This window comes from Citrobacter sp. wls827 (genome assembly GCF_005280875.1).
Lineage (GTDB): Bacteria > Pseudomonadota > Gammaproteobacteria > Enterobacterales > Enterobacteriaceae > Citrobacter > Citrobacter youngae.
Genome location: NZ_SZWR01000012.1, coordinates 211,359 through 228,991 on the forward strand (window position 1 = coordinate 211,359; position 17,633 = coordinate 228,991).

Genomic DNA, 17,633 nt, shown 5'->3' on the forward strand with positions numbered 1-17,633 from the left:
TATCGGGCATTGTGAGGATTAATCTTTACGCGGATCGCTGATGGGCTGGCGCACCAGGAAGATGTAGGCGAGAGCGCCCACCATGGTGACGCAGCCGCAGATGATCAGCGCCAGACGGAAAGAGTTGGTGGTATCAACAATAAATCCGGTGACGATCGGGGCGAATGACGCGCAGATGAAGCTGGCGAAGTTCTGGATGCTTCCCACGGAGGCGGTCATGCGTGAAGCCACCGCAACATGGATCAGACCCCAACAGGACGTTCCGGCGAAGTGGATGCAGAACAGCGCCATGCCGATCAGTAACACGGCGGCCATTGACGTTGTGGCCTGCGGCACAACGAAGGTGAAGGCCGCAGAACAGAACATCCCGGCAATAATACAAATCTTACGGCTCTTAATCGGCGCCATACCGCCTTTCACCAGCCAGTCGGTGACAAAACCGTTGATCAACATGCCGGCTGCGCCAAACAGGAACGGGATCGCCGCCATTAATCCGGTGCTTTTTAAATCCAGGTTATAGGAGGCTTGCAGGTAGCCTGGCAGCCAGGCCAGATATAACCATGCGGTGTAGTTGATGCCGCTAAAGCCCAGCATCATGCCCCACATCGTGCGATTGCGAAACAGGCTGCGCCATTCGGCAAAGCTCAGGGGATCGCGACGGGCATTGACGCTACCGGCGTTCAGGTACGCCTGTTCGGTGGCGCTCAGCTCAATTTGCTCGCGGTTGCGATACAGCATGTACCAGCCGATGGCGAGGAAAATGCCCAGCACGCCGATGGTAATAAACATCCAGCGCCAGCCCATTACCAGCATCATGGCAGCCAGAATCGGCGGGCTAATGGCAACCCCGATGGTGGAGGCGGCGTTGAATAATCCCATCGGGCGGCCGCGCTCTTTGATGTTAAACCAGTCGTTGATGACCTTTACGCCGCACGGGTTCATTGGCGCTTCGCCGATCCCCATCCCGATACGCACCAGCACAAACTGAGTGAAGCTGTGTACCATGCCGGACATCGCCTGAAACAGCGACCAGAAGAACATCCCCAGCCCAAGCATAATGCGCGGACCTTTGCGATCCAGCAGCGGGCCGCAGGGGAGCTGGGCAATACCGTAAGCGAGAGAAAAAACCGACAGCAGCACGCCGATTTGCGTGGCGCTCAGCCCCAGTTCTTCACGAATCGTTAAGTTAGCGACCGACAGAGAACTGCGGTCGAGATAATTAATTACCGCAGCAAGAAATAATAAAATCATTGCCGTGGTCTGAATACGTTTTATTCGGCTACTGCGTTGCACCATGCCTTCAGGCGGAACATTAATATCCGCAGATGACGACGTGCCAAACGAAGAACTCGGGTCGAGGGTAATATTATTTTTTTCCACGCCGGACTCCTGAACCTCAATAATTTATTATTCACACAGCCGGGCTGTGCAGTATTGAAAAAATACCAGTGATGAAACAATTTACTCATCACCGCTCACAAAATTTTTTAATGCAGTCGACTTAGCGTGAGCATAGGCAAGAGGTATTTTTCCGGCGTTTTTATTTTTATAAAATCGTGCTCCCGGTAATAGTTTGCTGTTTTTTATCGGTACTTAATGTGCTGCGCTATGACTTTGGTTGATGGAGCGAATCATCGATTGTTTGGCTGAATTCAAATGGTTACACAGCGCCAGAGTGGCATCCAGGTCGCTGCGGCAAATCAGCGCGCTGAGGATGGTCATATGCTCATCGATGGCAATGATGTTGCGCTGCTTAAGGTCGCTTTCGTCCCATTGATAGTGGAAGTGGAAAATCACGGAGATGATTTCAAGTGATTGATTGAAAAATATATTATCGGCAGCAGAGAGCAGTAAAGCATGAAACTCGCGGTCTAACTGCGAGAACATACGAAAGCTGCTGCCGATGCTGTCGCGCAGGATCCGGTGGCGCTCGAGTAGCGTTTTTGCCTGCAGCCAGCGTGGGTCATCGTCGGGCAGATTGAGAAAATGCTGCAGGGAATGGGTTTCCAGCATTTCTCGCAGTTCAAACAGCTGCTCGGCGTAGGCCTGATCGAACTGCTTCATGCTCCACTGACCGCGTTTTTCGTTTTTTATCAGGTTGTAACGTTCGAATTTTAAAAGATATTCCCGTACCACTACCGGGCTTACCCCCGCGGCTCTGGCAAGCTGCAGTTCGGAGAAACTCTCGCCCGCGCGCAGCTGGCGCTGGTTGATCATGGTGAAAAACGCCTGCTCAAAAATCCGGTTTTGCTCGGTCATGGAGGCGGTGGTGCAGGCAAAACCGTCGTCATGGTCAGGTTTACGCACGATGACATAGTGGCTACCGACCTGGGTCAGCACCCCGCACTCGCCTAAGTGGCTCAGCATATGGCGCACGGTGGTGCGGCTGATGTTGTACATCTCCGCCAGCGCGCTTTGCGAAGGAAGTGGGGAAGGGATATGACCCCGCGCCATATCATCGATTATCTGGTTAATCACGTTGTGGCGTAAGTTTTGTGAACGGCTCATGGCTTCTCCTTTTTGGCTATTAAAACCCGATTTAAAACATTTTTATGCGCTGGAATTCACAGATTGTGTTTCTGCTTTCTCCGGCTTTTTTATTTTCGTTGATATCTGAGGCAACAGAAAAAAAGGAGAGCAGAATCATGTCTACGATGAATACGTTGATTTGCCAGGAACCTAAAAAATTAGTCTGGAAAGAGCGCGAAATACCTATTCCGGGTGAGGGTGAAGCACTCATTAAAATTAAGTCGGTAGGAATTTGTGGTACCGATATTCATGCCTGGGGCGGCAATCAACCTTTTTTCAGTTACCCACGAGTGTTAGGTCATGAAATATGTGGGGAAATTGTCGGGCTGGGAAAAAATATCCAGAATATGAAAAATGGACAGCAGGTGGCGGTTATTCCTTACGTGGCCTGCCAGCAGTGTCCGGCATGCCTGAGCGGGCGTACCAACTGCTGCGAGAAGATTTCGGTGATTGGCGTCCATCAGGATGGCGGTTTCAGTGAATATCTTTCTGTTCCGGTGACCAATCTGCTGGATGCGCAGGGGATTGACCCACAGGCGGCGGCGCTGATTGAGCCTTATGCCATCAGCGCGCATGCGGTACGCCGGGCGGCGGTGGCACCAGGTGAGCAGGTGCTTGTGGTTGGCGCCGGTCCGATTGGCCTGGGGGCTGCAGCGATTGCCAAAGCCGATGGCGCACAGGTGGTGGTTGCCGATACCAGTCCCGCGCGCCGGGAGCATGTGGTTTCCCGGTTGGGACTTCCGGTTATCGACCCATCCGCTGACGATTTTGATACGCAGCTGCGAAACCAGTTTGGCGGTTCGCTGGCGCAAAAGGTGATTGATGCCACGGGGAATCAGCATGCGATGAATAACACGGTGAATTTGATTCGCCATGGCGGCAGCATCGTTTTTGTTGGGTTGTTTAAAGGCGATTTGCAGTTCTCAGACCCTGAGTTCCACAAGAAAGAGACCACCATGATGGGCAGTCGCAACGCCACACCGGAAGATTTCGCCAAAGTGGGCCGCCTGATGTCGGAAGGCAAATTGACCGCCGACATGATGCTTACGCACCGTTACGCATTTGCCACACTGGCAGAAATTTACGAGCGGGATGTGATCAACAACCGTGAACTGATTAAAGGCGTGATCACGTTCTGAGAGGGAAAACAGGATGAAGACATTAAATCGACGTGATTTTCCGGGAGCCAGCTACCCAACGCGCGTGATCCAGTTTGGAGAAGGTAACTTTCTGCGGGCGTTTGTCGACTGGCAACTGGATATCCTCAACGAGCATACCAGTCTGAACGCGGGCGTGACCATCGTTCGGCCAATTAATACCGATTTTCCGCCGTCGCTGAATACCCAGGACGGGCTGTATACCACACTGATTCGCGGGCTAAACGAGCAGGGTGAGGCGGTAAGCGAGGCGCGGCTGATCCGCTCGGTAAATAACGAAATCAATCCCTATCAGGACTTCGCGGCGTATCTGGCGCTGGCGCACAATGCGGATATCCGCTTTGTGTTTTCGAATACCACCGAAGCCGGAATAAGCTATCACGCGGCAGACAGTGTGGATGATGCGCCGCCGGTGAGCTTCCCAGCCAAACTGACACGCCTGCTGCTCGAACGCTTTAATCACTTTGCCGGGGCAGCGGATAAGGGCTGGGTGATTATCCCGTGCGAGCTTATCGACTATAACGGTGAGGCGCTCAAAACGCTGGTGCTGCAGTATGCGCAGGAATGGCAGCTTCCCCCGGCGTTTGCCGACTGGGTGGAGACGGCAAACACGTTCTGTTCCACGCTGGTCGACCGTATTGTCACCGGCTACCCGCGTGAAGAAGCTGCCGCGCTGGAAGCTACGCTTGGTTATCACGATGCGTTTCTCGATACCGCGGAGCATTTTTATCTGTTTGTTATTCAGGGGCCGCAGTGGCTGGCAGAGGAGCTGAAGCTGGCGCAGTGTCCGCTGAATATCCGTGTGGTGAGCGATATCAAACCGTACAAAGAGCGTAAGGTCGCTATTCTCAATGGGGCGCATACGGCGCTGGTGCCGGTGGCGTGGCTGTGCGGACTGGAGACCGTCGGTGAGGCGATGCAGGATGCCGATGTCCGCCGCTTTGTCGAACAGGCGATTAGCGAGGAAATCATACCGGCATTGGATCTCCCGGCGGATGAACTGCATGAATTTGCCGACGCGGTAAGCGGGCGTTTTCAGAACCCTTACATCCGTCACCAGTTGCTTTCCATTGCGCTTAACGGGATGACTAAATTTCGTACCCGAATTTTGCCGCAACTGCTGGTGGGTGAGCAAAATGGGCGCTGGCCCGTGCGGTTAACGTTTGCCCTCGCTGCGCTGCTGGCATTTTATCGTGCAGAGCGCGACGGGGAACGCTATCCGATCCAGGATGATGAACAGTGGGTAAGCCTGTATGCCAGCCTGTGGCCGCGAGTAGGTAATGATTTAACGCTGCGTGAACTGGTGGATACCGTGCTCGGCGATACGGCGCACTGGGGTGAAGATTTAACGTTGCAGCCAGGGCTTGCCGGACAGGTGACGGCTAACCTGGAGATGATTCTGGTGCAGGGTATGCGCCAGGCGGTGAACGGTCTGGAATAAGGTTGCCATGCAGCGCCCGGTGTGGTGTTGGGCGCTGTTTTTTTTATCCCTGAGCAGCCACTACTTTGATTTCAACCATCCCGATCCCCAGCTTACGCGGCGAGTGGCCGAGAATGTTGCCCTCGTTAGTGGCGACCGGATCGGGCGGGACAATCACCAGCGTATTGGCGTCCGTCGGATTATCAAAATGCAAGGTGGTCGTGCTGACCTCCTGGCTTAATACCAGCGTTTGTTCCTGGCCGCCGACGCGTACGGGAATAGGGCGATTCGCGTTGTCACCAAAAGCTTTCGCGGTGATAACCAGATCGAATTTCTTCGGTAGCGGAGTTTTGTATTCGATTTTGACTTCTTCACTCAACTGGGCGTTAGACCAGCGTCCCCAGGACTCAGGGCGTGAAATTCCGCTAAACTGTTTCACCTCTTCCGGCGCGCCCGCTACGTTGAAAATGAAGCTGTCAGCTTTGTAGCGAATATCGTTATCGACAATTTTTAGCGTATCGACGTTACCTTTATAGCGTTCGATGTCGATCACCGTGTCTTTAAATGTCGTCTTCCCTTTCCAGTTGGCTTTATCGACATGCTGCACGATCTGCTGCCCGCCCAGTTGCCCCTGTGATACGCACCAGTCGGTAGAGAGTGCCAGTTCTGGTGCCCACAGTTGCGCCATTTTGTAACAGCGGTCTATCCAGACGAAGTTATCGCGTGGGGCGAAATCCGCCAGCTGGAAGCGCAGCGGGGCTGAGTACTCACTTTCCGGCAGCGGTTCGACGCGTTGATCCGAGACCCGGAGCAGCAGCGGCAGACGGAAATGGCTCCCTGAGAAAGAGATCATCTCTTTGTCCCGATCGATGGTGAATGCTTTCATCTCTTTCGGGAAATTCCACAAACGGATGATATTGGGCTTCCACGCCAGCATTTTCTCTTTGATGTTCAGGAACACTTCCGATACGGATTCGCTAGACAGGCTGCTGCGTCCAAGGCCGATAAAGTTATCGCCGCCGAGAATATCCAGTACCGTTGCGCCGTTATCCATGGTGTTACGCTTCACCGCCAGCGTATCCTGCTGTGGCTGGTCGCCGCGCAGCACGAAGAACAGGTTGTTGCGATCCTGCTTGTTCAGGTACTTCCATGCGGTGTTGTTCATCGCCAGATGATCGGAAGATACCACGATCACGGTGTCTTTGAACCACGGTGATGCTTTGATTTTATTGATAAATTCGGCGATATTTTCCTGGCTGCAGCTGACCGCGCTGAACGACTGGTTGGCCTTCCCGTCGATGTCATAACGTTTACGGTTGCAGCTACGTGAGATAAATCCATCCGGATGATGGGTATCCACGGTCAGGGTAAACAGTGAAAAACGCTGGCCCGAGCGCGAAAGCTCTTCGAATTTTTTCCATGCTTCGTCCAGCACGGTATCGTCGTAGAAGCCCCAGTCGTTACGATAGGCCGGGTCCGACACCACGCTTTTTAACTCTTGTGCACCGTACAGATGGTCAAAGCCGTGAGATTTCAGGAACACGTCTTTGCCGGCAAAGCGCAGGTTGGCACCCTGCACAAAGTAGTTCTGATAGCCGGAGTTTTTCAGGATATCGCCCAGACAGATATTGTTAGGGAAGAAACTTGAGACCGACGCCGAGGCGTTGCCTTCAAATGGTGCAAACAGCGGAATACCGCACTGGGAGGCGACCATCCCGGCGATGGTGTAATCGGTACCCGGAAGCTGCATGGTATTGCTGAAATCCAGACCTTCATTTTTTAACGCGCCGAGTTCCGAGGTCAGATCCGGGAATGCGTCGTTGTTAAAATAGGTGCGCTCCAGACTTTCGCCGTAGATATAAACCAGGTTCAGCTTCGGATTGGGGATCGTTTTTGATGGCTCTTTGTAATAGGCCGCAAAATCGGGATCGCCATCGCGTGACTGGGATTTAACCAGTTCAGTTATCTGGTGGAACGCCGGGCTGGCATCAACAGAAGCCAGCGCCAGCAGCAGGGCCAGCAGACTGTAACCCACATGATGCGGATGATGGCGACGGCGACGCAGTATCCAACCCAGCGTGACAAAAACGGTGGTCAGCGCCAGGGCTATCCCAACGCCCGGCAGGATATATTTTCCAATCCCCGCGCCGGTCAGGCTGTTGGTCAGGGTGTACAGGACCGCATCGTTGATGCCGTCACCCGTGAAATAGTCACTGGCATACAGCGTGATGTTTAAGACAATAAAGATCCCCAGCACCGTTAACGTGGCGGCAAACCACCAGGTGTTGCGACCCGCTTTCCAGGCGTAAATCAGCACTGAAGCGAGAAACAAAGTGATGGAGATGAATTCTGACAACGGTCGATCCTCAGTAAACCCGGCACACGCCTGGCAGGCTAATCATTTCTGGACAGTACAATGTAATAGCGTTGTTATATTGCTGCAATTGTAGTGACATTTAATTACGTTGTTATTCAGAATTGGTTTAGATATGCGGGTTTTTGCGGGCAATCACTCCGCATTTGGTAGGTAAATATCTTCGTGGGATTGATTGCTGCCGCGCCGGTGGTGAAATGGCCGGGCGCGGCATTTGTTGCATCAGGAAATGAAGTTCATCCCCTGTTTTAACACCAGATCGCAGGCCTTGGTTTTAACTTTCTGCGCCAGGGAGCTGTTACCGATGGTGTTCAGGTCCAACTGTTGACCATCTTTGGCGTTGAGCAGACCCTGAATACCGTCCATATAGTTGGTATCTTGTTTCTGTTCAGGCGCGCTGAGGCCCAGTTTATCCAGCACCTGGTTTTTGACGTTTTGCGTGTCGGTGACCGAGGCCAGCTTCTGTTTCGCGCAATATTCCAGGATCCCGGCGGCGTTATTCATGCTGCTGGAGGTCAACGACTGATTGCTGCCATTCAGCAGGCTGGTCAGGGAAGAGAGCGATGAGCTGCTTTGTGAGCCGGAGCTTTGTTTGCTCAGCTCACTGGCCGCGCTGGAGAGCGAATCCTGCCAGGAGGCGGCAAAAACGCTGGTGGAGATGAGCGTGCCGGCGGCAAGCGCACAGCACAGCAGACGTTTGGTAGTTTTCATCATTATATGCAACTCGTGTTATGCCTTTTCAGCGCAGTATAGCGCTGGCAGTCTTAGGAGTGGTCCTAATACGTTAATACTCTTTACCGGTGACCCGACTACGGTAGCTTTCCCAGTTAAAAATGACCCACAGGCTGTTGCCAAGGCGCATACGGTCCATCACGCGCTCGCCCAGCAGCTTGTTCATTTCATCCATATTGCTGTTAGTTAACATGCCGGTTGGACGTTTAGACGACGAACGGCGATCGACGATCTGGTTGATGATCACTTTCTCGTAGCGGGATTCTGTCTGCATGCCGATCTCGTCGATCACCAGCAGATCCACATTACTCAGATCGTTGAGCAACTGTTCTTCGCTGGTTTCACGATTGCTGAACGTTTCTTTCATCGCCGACATGATATCGGCGACGGTAATAATCAGTACCGACTTGCCGCGCAGCAGCAGTTCGTTGCAGATGGCGGCGGCCAGATGGTTTTTACCCGTGCCGGGCTTGCCAGAGAAGATAAAACTGGCGATGTTGCCGTCAAACTCTTCAACGTACTGGCGAGCTTTGCTCAGGGCATTCATCTGACCTTCGCACTCCACTCGATAGTTATCGAACGAACAGTTCTGATGCAGCGGACGGATACCGGAACGGTTGAATGTACGCTGCATTTTCATGGCCCGGTTTTCGCGGGCCAGCGCGGCGGCGCGAATTTCACCTTGCTCTTTTTGCCATGCCAGCAGTTCTTCGCCCGTTTTAAAGGCGGGCTCAACATTGGGTGGCATCATTTTTTGCAAACGTTTCATCAGGTCGCCAACGTTTTTCATCGTTATCCTCTAAAACCCGGTGGAATGTGGCAGTCAGGTTCACTGACGCTGTTCACATCGCGCTTTGGCATTCCGCCATTGCTGGCCCGTCCAATCTGGATGCTGCGCGCCAGTTTTTGCTGCCACTGAATATGGTGAAAGACTTTGCCTTCGGCTTGCCAGTAGGCAACAAATGAAGCCAGTTCCTCGGCGGTGACGGGCTCTCTTAACGCCACGCCCCACAAGGCGGCCTGACGCTGGAAGTCAGCATCTGGCTGCCAGTCAGCGTACATCGCAAATTTACCCATTGGTACGGCAACCGGTACCGCTTGCGGCTCTTCATAAAATTGGGCATCTAATGTTACATCGCTTCCCGGGCGTGACAGCTTCTCTTCAAGTGCCAGCAACTCTGCCAGCCGTGCAGGCGTCACCGCGTAAAACGCTGGCGCGTTGTTAGCGAATACGGCTACGGCACCGCCCGCAGACCTGGCCAGCACAGTTTGGTGATCGTGTAGTAAGGCGTCAATGCTAGTGACGTCCGGCGTCAAAATTTTGCAGGGCATAATGTTTCTCAATACTGAACAACAACCGAGAAGGGGACTGCTTTTATAGTAACACAGAGAGAGAGGAGAGCAGCAGATGAGGGAAGGTTCCCCCATCTGCAAAGGGGTAAACAGGTTCATTCGTTATACGCGCGGACGTTTGCGATACAGCCATAATCCTGGCACGGAAAGTCCAATTGAGAGTGCGCCCACAATCGATGAGGCTTTCAGAAAATTGGTCAGCAGGGTGATCATCAGCGCTTCGCTATAGCCGAAATGACCGATCTTTACGGCGGATATCATGGCGGTGTAGGCGGAGATCCCCGGAAACATAGGGATCACTGCTGCAACGGTGAAGACTTTCGGATGCGCCAGATACCAGCGCGACCACTGGATCCCAATGCAGCCGACCAGCAGCGAGGCCATAAAGGTGGACCATTCGATATTAAACCCTGCAGTCATCATGACCATCCGTGAACCGTGCCCAAGCGCGCCGAGTAACGCACACCAGGGGAGTGCCCGATGCGGTACGTTAAATACCATAGCAAAGCCAAGCGCCGGGATCGCCGACAGGATCATGTCCTGCATCAGCGCCAAAATGAAATCGATCACGCCCATCCGCGCAGCCCCCATAAGGTCATAGACATCACCACGCCAATGCAGGTTGCCAGCGTAAGCAGACTGGCAATCGCCCAGCGAGCGAGCCCGGTATTAATGTGTCCTTTAAACATATCCGCAACCGAATTGATTAACGGAAAACCGGGGACCAATAACAGCACGCTGGCGGCCATGGCTACGGTAGGTGTGTGATTAAACGTCGGTAGCGTAAGCAGCAGGCCGGATATGGTGGTCGCGACAAAAGCGGTAATACAAAAGTTGATTTGTGGATGCAAATGCCGGGAAGCCAGGAGCTGGCGAATGTACATGGCTATCATGCTGGCGAAAAAGGTGATCATCGCGCCATCCCAGCCGCCGTTATTGAGTTTACAAAAGCAGGCGCAGGACAATCCTACCATGAAAGCAACCAGCCATCTGGGATAGCGTAGCGGTTTGATTTGGTTAAACCGTTTCTCTACCCCTTTTTCATCCAACAGATTATGCTCTGCCAAAATAACGATGTGTTGCACTTCCGTCACGACGTGCATGTTGATGCCACGATCCTGATTTTTTCGGGTCGATGTCAGGCATTGTCCGTCTTTGATCGTCGTCAGGACGATGGCATTCGATGATATGGCACTTTCTACACTGTCCATCCCAAGCGCCAGACCCAGGCGGGTGGAGAGTTCATCGACCAACGCGCTTTCTGCGCCATGTTGCAGTAAAAAAAGCCCGCATTGTATACATAACCGTGTAACCGTTCTTTGTGACGACTGCTCTGTTTGCATAGCTCGCTCTGACTAAAAGATGCTCTCTTAATGAAGAATATCTTCTTTTTATCATGAAGCGTGAGTCGGTTGGCTCTGGATAAGATCAATTTTTGTGTTGAAAAAAGAAACAGGTCACTTGGTGGTTGTAGGAAATCGTATCGTGGGACACACTCCTGAACCAGGGCTAAATTTTTCGAGATGAACAGTAATTACGTAAGGAATGCTAATAATTTAATGTAGTTATTTTAATTGTACAATGAATGTACATTTGCGTGATTATGGCATGATAAATTTATAGTGTGATGTTATTGGGAGCGTAGCATCGCCATTTTCTATTTAGAATAAGGATAAATAATTCATCCTGTCTATTGTTTAACGCATGTCTATTTATTAATTATTTTATTTGATTGTAGGTGATACTTGCGCGCGCAAGATTGAAGACATGTGAATATGGAGGAGTTATGTTGCCAGGACGCTGCAAGAACGCAATTATTATTAGTAAATTACCTATCATACAAATTGGGCTTAAAGGGGTAATGCAAGCGCATTTCTCTGATTACAAACTGACCTACTGCCGCGCCGTAGAAGAACTAACATTGATGCAACTGCGACGTTCAGATCTGGTTATCGCTGATTTAACTGGAGACTGCAGTCATCCGCGTGCGGTCTGCGAACAATATTATTCTTTGTTACCTCAATATCGTGATATTCACTGGGTCTTTCTCGTTTCTCGAAATTATTATCCTGTGGCCGTTGAGATGCTGATGTGTCCAATCAGTACGCTGTTATCAGATGCCGAACCGATTGATAGTTTAGTAAATGCTATTGATGCAGGGAATGTTTATGCCGACAGAATTAGCCCGGTATTGCTCTCTCCGGTAATAGCACCAGAAAAACAGGATCATAGCGTACACTCAATTATTCTGACGCTATCTGAACGGAAAGTGTTACGGCTTCTGGGAAAGGGCTGGGGGATTAATCAGATTGCCACATTACTTAAAAAAAGTAATAAGACAATCAGCGCCCAGAAAAATAGTGCGATGCGTCGTCTGTCAATACACAGCAATGCGGAGATGTATGCCTGGATAAATAGTTCTCAAGGAGCACGAGAGTTGAATCTACCTTCAGTTTATGGAGAGACCACGGAATGGAAGACAGAAGTATCAAAAGAAATGTCGCACTGGTAGAAAAGTGTGTAATGAGCAGCGTGGGTATTTATAATTTATTTAATGCCAGACCGAACAATCAATACCAACTTCATCCCTTTTCAGGACAGCCAGCCTTAAGCCAGGCGATGTCACAGACGTCATTTTCCGCGGTTATTTTTTCACTTTCCGCGAAAAGAACCGATCGCCGCACCGGACTGGCTTATCTGACAGAGCTGGCGGTGAAACACCCTCGCATCAAGCGGGTGGTCATTGCCGATGATGATGACGAGGCGCGGCTAATTGGCTCGCTGTCACCGCTACCACTGGATGCCGTGATTAGCAAAGCATCCACGCTGAGTATGTTGCAGGAAGAATTATTTGCAGCGCTGGATTGCGCCAGAGGGGAAACAGAAGACACGAAGAAGCTCTGGTATATCAATCAATGCCGTATGCTTAGCCCAACCGAGCGCGAAATTCTGCGCTATATGTCGAATGGTTATTCGATGCTGCAGATCGCGATTGAGCTTGAGCGAAACATTAAAACGATTCGTGCGCATAAATTTAATGTGATGTCCAAACTGGGCGTTAGTTCGGATGCCGGATTACTGAATGCTGCCGATATCCTGCTGCATGTGCGCTCTGCAGAACCGTCATCTTTTCGTCGTACTGCCCCGTTATGGCGTGCTTGAGAAGATGCGTACCGGCGTAGTCATTGGCATGGAAAGGTAAATCGATCACTGGCACACATCAACCCAGGTTGCCGCAGTCAGTTCTGCTATTCTTTCTGGCGCAATGCGAACCGCGCTGTGAGTGGCTCCTGCTGCAGGGAGCACTTCTGTATAGTGTTTCAACGAGACATCACAGTACACCGATATGGGTGTCTCCAACCCGAAAGGACATACGCCTCCTACGGGATGACCTGTTGCGTTGACTACTTCATCGCTACTCAGCATGCGCGCTTTGGCGCCAAACGTATTTTTCAGTTTTTTATTATCGAGGCGAGCATCTCCTCTGGCGACGACCAGGATAATGTCGTTTTTTACCTTTAGTGACAGCGTTTTTGCTATCTGCCCTGGTTCGACGTTATGGGCCTTGGCTGCCAGATCGACGGTGGCGGTGCTTTGATCTAATTCGATGATTTCAATATCTGGCGCATGTTGCGCTAAAAACTGCCGTACTGATTGTAAACTCATTCTTCTCTCCCTCTCGCATATCCGCAGTCCTGCATAGCAGAAAACCGCCTGGCGTAATTTGTCATAGGGGCAGCGTTACTGTAAATATTTTATTGTAACAACACAGCAACATTGGCAGTTTCTCGATCACCTTCACAATCAAAGAAACCGGTTACAGTAACCGGTTGCGGAATACTGAAATGGCGATTAATACTGAAGCTGTCACTCCCTCTGTATCACATAATAAGAGCCATCTATGAAACTTAACTCAAAAAGCGGTAAGGCTGGTTTTTCTCCCGGCACGGTTGCGAATAGTAGGAATGGGTTTTACGTGGTGGTGTTGATACCAGCACGGTTGCAGGGTTTAGCACAACGGGAGAACGGCTATGTCTACTAACCATGCTGTATTTAATGTGATTTTCCGCTTTGTTGAAAGCTACGTTAGCCCTGTCGCCGGGCGCATTTCTTCACAACGCCATGTGATGGCAATACGTGATGGTTTCATTTCGGCGATGCCGTTTATGATTGTAGGGTCTTTTCTGCTGGTTTTTGCCTATCCGCCTTTTTCGCCGGATACCACCTGGGGGTTTGCCCGCGCATGGCTGGATCTGGCAAAACAATTTGAAGGCCAGATACTCACGCCGTTTGATATGACAATGGGGATCATGTCGGTCTACATATGTGCGGCTATTGCCTATAACCTGGGCAAGCACTATATGAAGTCGCATCAGTTAGATCCGTTTATGTGTGCGATGCTGTCGATCATGGCGTTTTTGTTGATTGCCGCACCGAAAACCAAAGGTACGATGCCGGTTGATAGCCTCGGCGGTACGGGAATTTTCACTGCCATCCTGGTGGCAATTTATTGCGTTGAAATGATGCGCTTCCTGAAGGCGCACAACATCGGGATCCGCTTACCCGATCAAGTGCCGCCGATGATCAAAAACTCATTTGATCTCCTGATCCCGGTACTGGTGGTGGTGCTGACGCTGTACCCGCTGAGCCTGGTGATACAGTCGCAGTTTGATATGCTGATCCCGCAGGCCATTATGGCCATCTTTAAACCACTGGTGTCCGCAGCGGATTCTCTGCCGGCGATACTGCTGGCAGTACTGATCGGCCATCTGCTGTGGTTTGCCGGTATTCACGGTGCGGCGATTGTGTCGGGTATGCTGCAAATGTTCTGGTTGACCAACCTCGGCATGAACCAGTCGGCGCTGGCGCAGGGCGCGCCTTTACCGCATATCTTTATGGAAGCGTTCTGGACGTTCTTTATCGTCGTGGGGGGATCGGGGGCGACGATGGGGCTGGTGATTTGCTATCTGCGCAGCCGCTCGGCCCATCTACGATCGATTGGGCGTTTGAGCGTGGTCCCCAGTATTTTCAACATTAACGAGCCGGTGATTTTCGGTACGCCGATTGTCATGAATCCAGTGTTCTTTATTCCCTTCCTGCTGGCCCCAATGGTGAACGCGGTGCTGGCCTGGGCGGCGATGAAACTGGATCTAATTGGGCGGGTGATTTCAGTGGTTCCCTGGACCGCACCGGCGCCCGTTGGCGCGGCATGGGCATTAGGCTGGGATTATCGTGCGGCGATCCTGGTGGTCGTGTTGGCGCTGGTTTCTGCCATCATCTACTTCCCATTCTTTAAGGTTTATGAGAGGCAACTGTTGGCGCAGGAAAAAGAAGAAGCACAGCGGATAGAAGAGGAAAATCAGCAGGTTGCATAAAGTGTTGGCGGGGGGCTATGGCTCCTCGCTTATTTTAGCGTGCAGTCGCCGCATTGCTGAACATCGGGCAGGCGATAGCGCTGGCAGCAGGTTCTGCGTACTAACAGTCCCTCGCGTGGAACGACGGTGCGCCACAACGGATTATCCTGGCCACAGGATAGTTGTTTCTCAAAGAAGCAGGTCTGGCGCAGCGTGTTCAACAGTTCTTCACCTAACAACGGCTTCATTTCCGTTAAGTACCAGTGAATTAAGTATCCCGTATTGCTCCAGACAAGTTTCGCGTTGATCTCACCCGTTGATTCCAGTGCCTGAACGACCGGTGTCAGGGCTGACAAAATCAGCGTTTCCATACGTTGTTGCGGTGAGAGTGCCGTGGTCTGGTGATCCTGATGTACATCTATCCAGAAACATGCGGCACGCCCGGTTTCGTGAAACTCCACGTGCATATGTTCAGGAGAGACGTCGATAGCCTCTTTTTGCGTCAGCAGAGCCACCATAAGCGGGGGCATCATCAGGCCGATATACCATTGCGCCCAAAGGGAGATCAGCGGTTTATTTTCGCGTACTAACGTGGGCTGGTTGCGGTAGATGTGGTCTGAATAAACGGCCAGAAGCGAACTTAACGTTGTCGGTTGCGTCCATTCATGTAATGTCATTGCACCTTGCGGCGGGGTCTCGTCAAGGCGAATGAAATCCAGCAAGTGTTCGCGGGTTTGGGCTATGGTCGCACGCACGGAAGCCGCCAGCGAGGGCATCTCTGAAGGGAGATGGCTGTGCCAGATGACATCTTCAACGATGGGTGCGGAACGGTAAGCCATGGCGATATAAGGATGTTAATCTAAATGATAATGATTTCTAATCCTATAGATGGGGGTAAACGATGGCAAGATCTTTGTCGCAAGATCGGGCAGTTCCGCACGGAAAACTCAGGAAGAGGTGCAGTTTATCCGCAGCTCATCGCTGACCAGAGTGTTGTTTCGACCCATATTCTTGGCCTCATAAAGCGCTTTGTCTGCTCTGGTAATCGCGGAGTCAATATCCTGTTCCACCAAAGGCGCAATACCGATGCTGACCGTCACATTGGTTGCTACGCTCTCATTAAACATATGTGGAATTTTAAGATCGTACACTTTCTGGCGAATACGTTCGGCGGCAGCCTGGGCCTGTTGGGGATCGACCGCGGTCAGCAAAACCATAAACTCTTCGCCACCAAAACGTGCCACCACGTCCCGGGAGCGTACGGAATCACGAATCGCGGCAGAAACGCGAATCAGCGCCTGATCGCCCATCATGTGCCCGTAATGATCGTTATAGGCCTTGAAATGGTCGATATCCATCAGCAGGACGTAGTGCTTCGAGTTGCTCAGGGCCAACAGCGTATCGAGTCTGTGTTGCAGCCCCCGGCGATTGTACAAACCGGTTAGCGGGTCGAGCATGCTGAGTCCGTTCAGGGTTTCCCGTTCTTCCAGTAGTTTGTACATCAACTGCTGGGCGAAGCCGTCGTAGCGCTTTTGTATTACATGCTGGATGGCGATCCCGGCCATGGGTAGCGCCATAAAATAGAAAATTCGCAGACCATGCTCGCTGCCGTTAAGCCATAAACAGACGACGACTGAGGGTAACGAATGCAGCGTAAAGGCGATGATATTGTTGGCAAAAGCGATAGAACCAATAAACAGCACGCTGAGAAGTGCGATTAACAGAAAATAATAATCATTATGACCTAGCGCGTTATATTTCAGAAAAATATGTAATGCCCATAGCAAGCCAAAAACGATTGAAATAAAAGGAAGATTAATTTTTTTATTCGCATATTTGCCATGCCATGCCAACAGCAATGTACTGGCGGCCAGGATGAGCAACGCTGGGACAGATACGGCTTTGACGGCAAAAAGTGGGAAAACAAGCGTAAACAGCGCGGAGACTGCATTGAGAAGCAGAAACAGACGTAAAGAAAGTTGATACTTCTTAGTGCGCAGAGTTCGCCAGGATTGTACTGTCATAGGTAAATATTGTTATTTATCTGCAATATACGAAGGTGTGTTTGTAAGGAAAAAATGATGAGCGAAAAATCATTCGTTCAGGTCGTTATTGTTTTTTGATGAAAAGCTAACCGGCGAGCAATTTATCACCTTAAACTATTTATGTCATCAATCGTTAAGTAAAACTCATAGAATTGATATCCTTTCCTGGCTGACAAATGAGAAAATTTATCATATGATATTGGTTATCATTATCAATGTCATAGGTGAAACCATGTTGCAACGTGCGCTGGGCAGTGGATGGGGGGTTTTGCTGCCGGGGATAGTGATTGCCGGGCTGGCATTTACTGATCTTTCACTCGACGCATGGAAGGCGATGATTGTATTAGGATTACTACTGACTTCACTCATGTTATACCACAAGCGTTTACGGCACTTTGTCTTATTACCTTCATGCGCGGCGCTGATCGGCGGCATTGTTTTGGTAATGATGAACTGGAATCAGGGATGAGCAAAACAGGAAAGAAAATCGAAGGAAAGATAAGATAATTGGTGCGAGGGGGGGGACTCGAACCCCCACATCCTAAGGACACTAACACCTGAAGCTAGCGCGTCTACCAATTCCGCCACCTTCGCACAGTCATCTTATTTTTTTGATATCGCCTCGTTGGTGCGAGGGGGGGGACTCGAACCCCCACATCCTAAGGACAC

At 51.1% G+C, this 17,633-nt stretch carries 17 protein-coding genes and 1 tRNA gene; 6 read left to right on the forward strand and 12 right to left on the reverse strand.

Annotation, left to right across the window (positions count from 1 at the left end):
- Positions 1–18 precede the first annotated feature (18 nt).
- Positions 19–1,380, reverse strand: coding sequence for an MFS transporter (locus FDX03_RS07880; RefSeq protein WP_137345755.1), 1,362 nt, complete (start codon positions 1,378–1,380; stop codon positions 19–21).
- A gap of 213 nt (positions 1,381–1,593) precedes the next feature.
- A complete protein-coding gene (locus tag FDX03_RS07885; RefSeq protein WP_003019148.1) occupies positions 1,594–2,508 on the reverse strand; it encodes a GntR family transcriptional regulator in 915 nt (304 codons plus the stop codon).
- A gap of 137 nt (positions 2,509–2,645) precedes the next feature.
- On the opposite strand from FDX03_RS07885, the gene FDX03_RS07890 reads away from it, so the two are divergent.
- Positions 2,646–3,668 (forward strand): zinc-binding alcohol dehydrogenase family protein, encoded by a 1,023-nt coding sequence (locus FDX03_RS07890; protein WP_048212792.1) that lies wholly within the window; start codon positions 2,646–2,648, stop codon positions 3,666–3,668.
- 13 nt (positions 3,669–3,681) lie between these two features.
- Positions 3,682–5,127: a tagaturonate reductase gene (locus tag FDX03_RS07895; protein WP_137345756.1), complete on the forward strand. Its 1,446-nt coding sequence runs from the start codon at positions 3,682–3,684 to the stop codon at positions 5,125–5,127.
- A 43-nt stretch (positions 5,128–5,170) separates the two neighbouring features.
- Here FDX03_RS07895 and opgB read toward each other — a convergent pair whose 3' ends face one another.
- The 6 genes from opgB to FDX03_RS07925 form a co-directional block, all read right to left on the reverse strand.
- Positions 5,171–7,462: a phosphatidylglycerol--membrane-oligosaccharide glycerophosphotransferase gene (gene opgB / locus FDX03_RS07900; RefSeq protein ID WP_137345757.1), complete on the reverse strand. Its 2,292-nt coding sequence runs from the start codon at positions 7,460–7,462 to the stop codon at positions 5,171–5,173.
- Between the two features lie 240 nt (positions 7,463–7,702).
- Complete coding sequence (locus FDX03_RS07905) at positions 7,703–8,194, reverse strand: DUF2501 domain-containing protein (protein WP_048212789.1); 492 nt, start codon at positions 8,192–8,194, stop codon at positions 7,703–7,705.
- 70 nt (positions 8,195–8,264) lie between these two features.
- Positions 8,265–9,002, reverse strand: a complete 738-nt coding sequence (dnaC, locus tag FDX03_RS07910; protein ID WP_061067183.1) for a DNA replication protein DnaC — start codon at positions 9,000–9,002, stop codon at positions 8,265–8,267.
- A gap of 2 nt (positions 9,003–9,004) precedes the next feature.
- Entirely contained in the window at positions 9,005–9,544 is a 540-nt protein-coding gene (dnaT, locus tag FDX03_RS07915) for a primosomal protein DnaT (RefSeq protein WP_137345758.1), read from the reverse strand.
- Positions 9,545–9,667: 123 nt separating this feature from the next.
- Positions 9,668–10,141 (reverse strand): threonine/serine exporter, encoded by a 474-nt coding sequence (locus FDX03_RS07920; RefSeq protein ID WP_048212787.1) that lies wholly within the window; start codon positions 10,139–10,141, stop codon positions 9,668–9,670.
- Positions 10,132–10,908 carry a threonine/serine exporter ThrE family protein gene (locus FDX03_RS07925; RefSeq protein WP_115643930.1) on the reverse strand — a complete coding sequence of 259 codons (777 nt, stop codon included), beginning with the start codon at positions 10,906–10,908 and terminating at the stop codon, positions 10,132–10,134. Before FDX03_RS07925 ends, FDX03_RS07920 begins: the two co-directional genes overlap by 10 nt.
- Before the next feature lie 443 nt (positions 10,909–11,351).
- Between FDX03_RS07925 and FDX03_RS07930 the strand changes: the two genes are divergently transcribed.
- Positions 11,352–12,077, forward strand: coding sequence for a response regulator transcription factor (locus tag FDX03_RS07930; protein WP_061067185.1), 726 nt, complete (start codon positions 11,352–11,354; stop codon positions 12,075–12,077).
- Complete coding sequence (gene bglJ, locus FDX03_RS07935; RefSeq protein ID WP_048212784.1) at positions 12,038–12,727, forward strand: DNA-binding transcriptional activator BglJ; 690 nt, start codon at positions 12,038–12,040, stop codon at positions 12,725–12,727. The genes FDX03_RS07930 and bglJ overlap by 40 nt, the downstream gene beginning before the upstream one ends.
- Positions 12,728–12,772: 45 nt before the next feature.
- Here bglJ and FDX03_RS07940 read toward each other — a convergent pair whose 3' ends face one another.
- Positions 12,773–13,231, reverse strand: coding sequence for a YbaK/EbsC family protein (locus tag FDX03_RS07940; protein ID WP_048212783.1), 459 nt, complete (start codon positions 13,229–13,231; stop codon positions 12,773–12,775).
- A gap of 365 nt (positions 13,232–13,596) precedes the next feature.
- On the opposite strand from FDX03_RS07940, the gene FDX03_RS07945 reads away from it, so the two are divergent.
- Positions 13,597–14,940 (forward strand): PTS sugar transporter subunit IIC, encoded by a 1,344-nt coding sequence (locus FDX03_RS07945; protein ID WP_137345759.1) that lies wholly within the window; start codon positions 13,597–13,599, stop codon positions 14,938–14,940.
- A gap of 29 nt (positions 14,941–14,969) precedes the next feature.
- On the opposite strand, the gene fhuF is transcribed toward FDX03_RS07945, so the two are convergent.
- Positions 14,970–15,758: a siderophore-iron reductase FhuF gene (gene fhuF / locus FDX03_RS07950; protein ID WP_048212781.1), complete on the reverse strand. Its 789-nt coding sequence runs from the start codon at positions 15,756–15,758 to the stop codon at positions 14,970–14,972.
- A 108-nt stretch (positions 15,759–15,866) separates the two neighbouring features.
- Positions 15,867–16,943, reverse strand: coding sequence for a GGDEF domain-containing protein (locus tag FDX03_RS07955; protein WP_048212780.1), 1,077 nt, complete (start codon positions 16,941–16,943; stop codon positions 15,867–15,869).
- 253 nt (positions 16,944–17,196) lie between these two features.
- Here FDX03_RS07955 and FDX03_RS07960 point away from each other — a divergent pair, with 253 nt between their 5' ends.
- Positions 17,197–17,433: a DUF1435 domain-containing protein gene (locus FDX03_RS07960; RefSeq protein ID WP_086523828.1), complete on the forward strand. Its 237-nt coding sequence runs from the start codon at positions 17,197–17,199 to the stop codon at positions 17,431–17,433.
- A gap of 39 nt (positions 17,434–17,472) precedes the next feature.
- On the opposite strand, the gene FDX03_RS07965 is transcribed toward FDX03_RS07960, so the two are convergent.
- Positions 17,473–17,558, reverse strand: a tRNA-Leu gene (locus FDX03_RS07965).
- Positions 17,559–17,633: the final 75 nt, after the last annotated feature.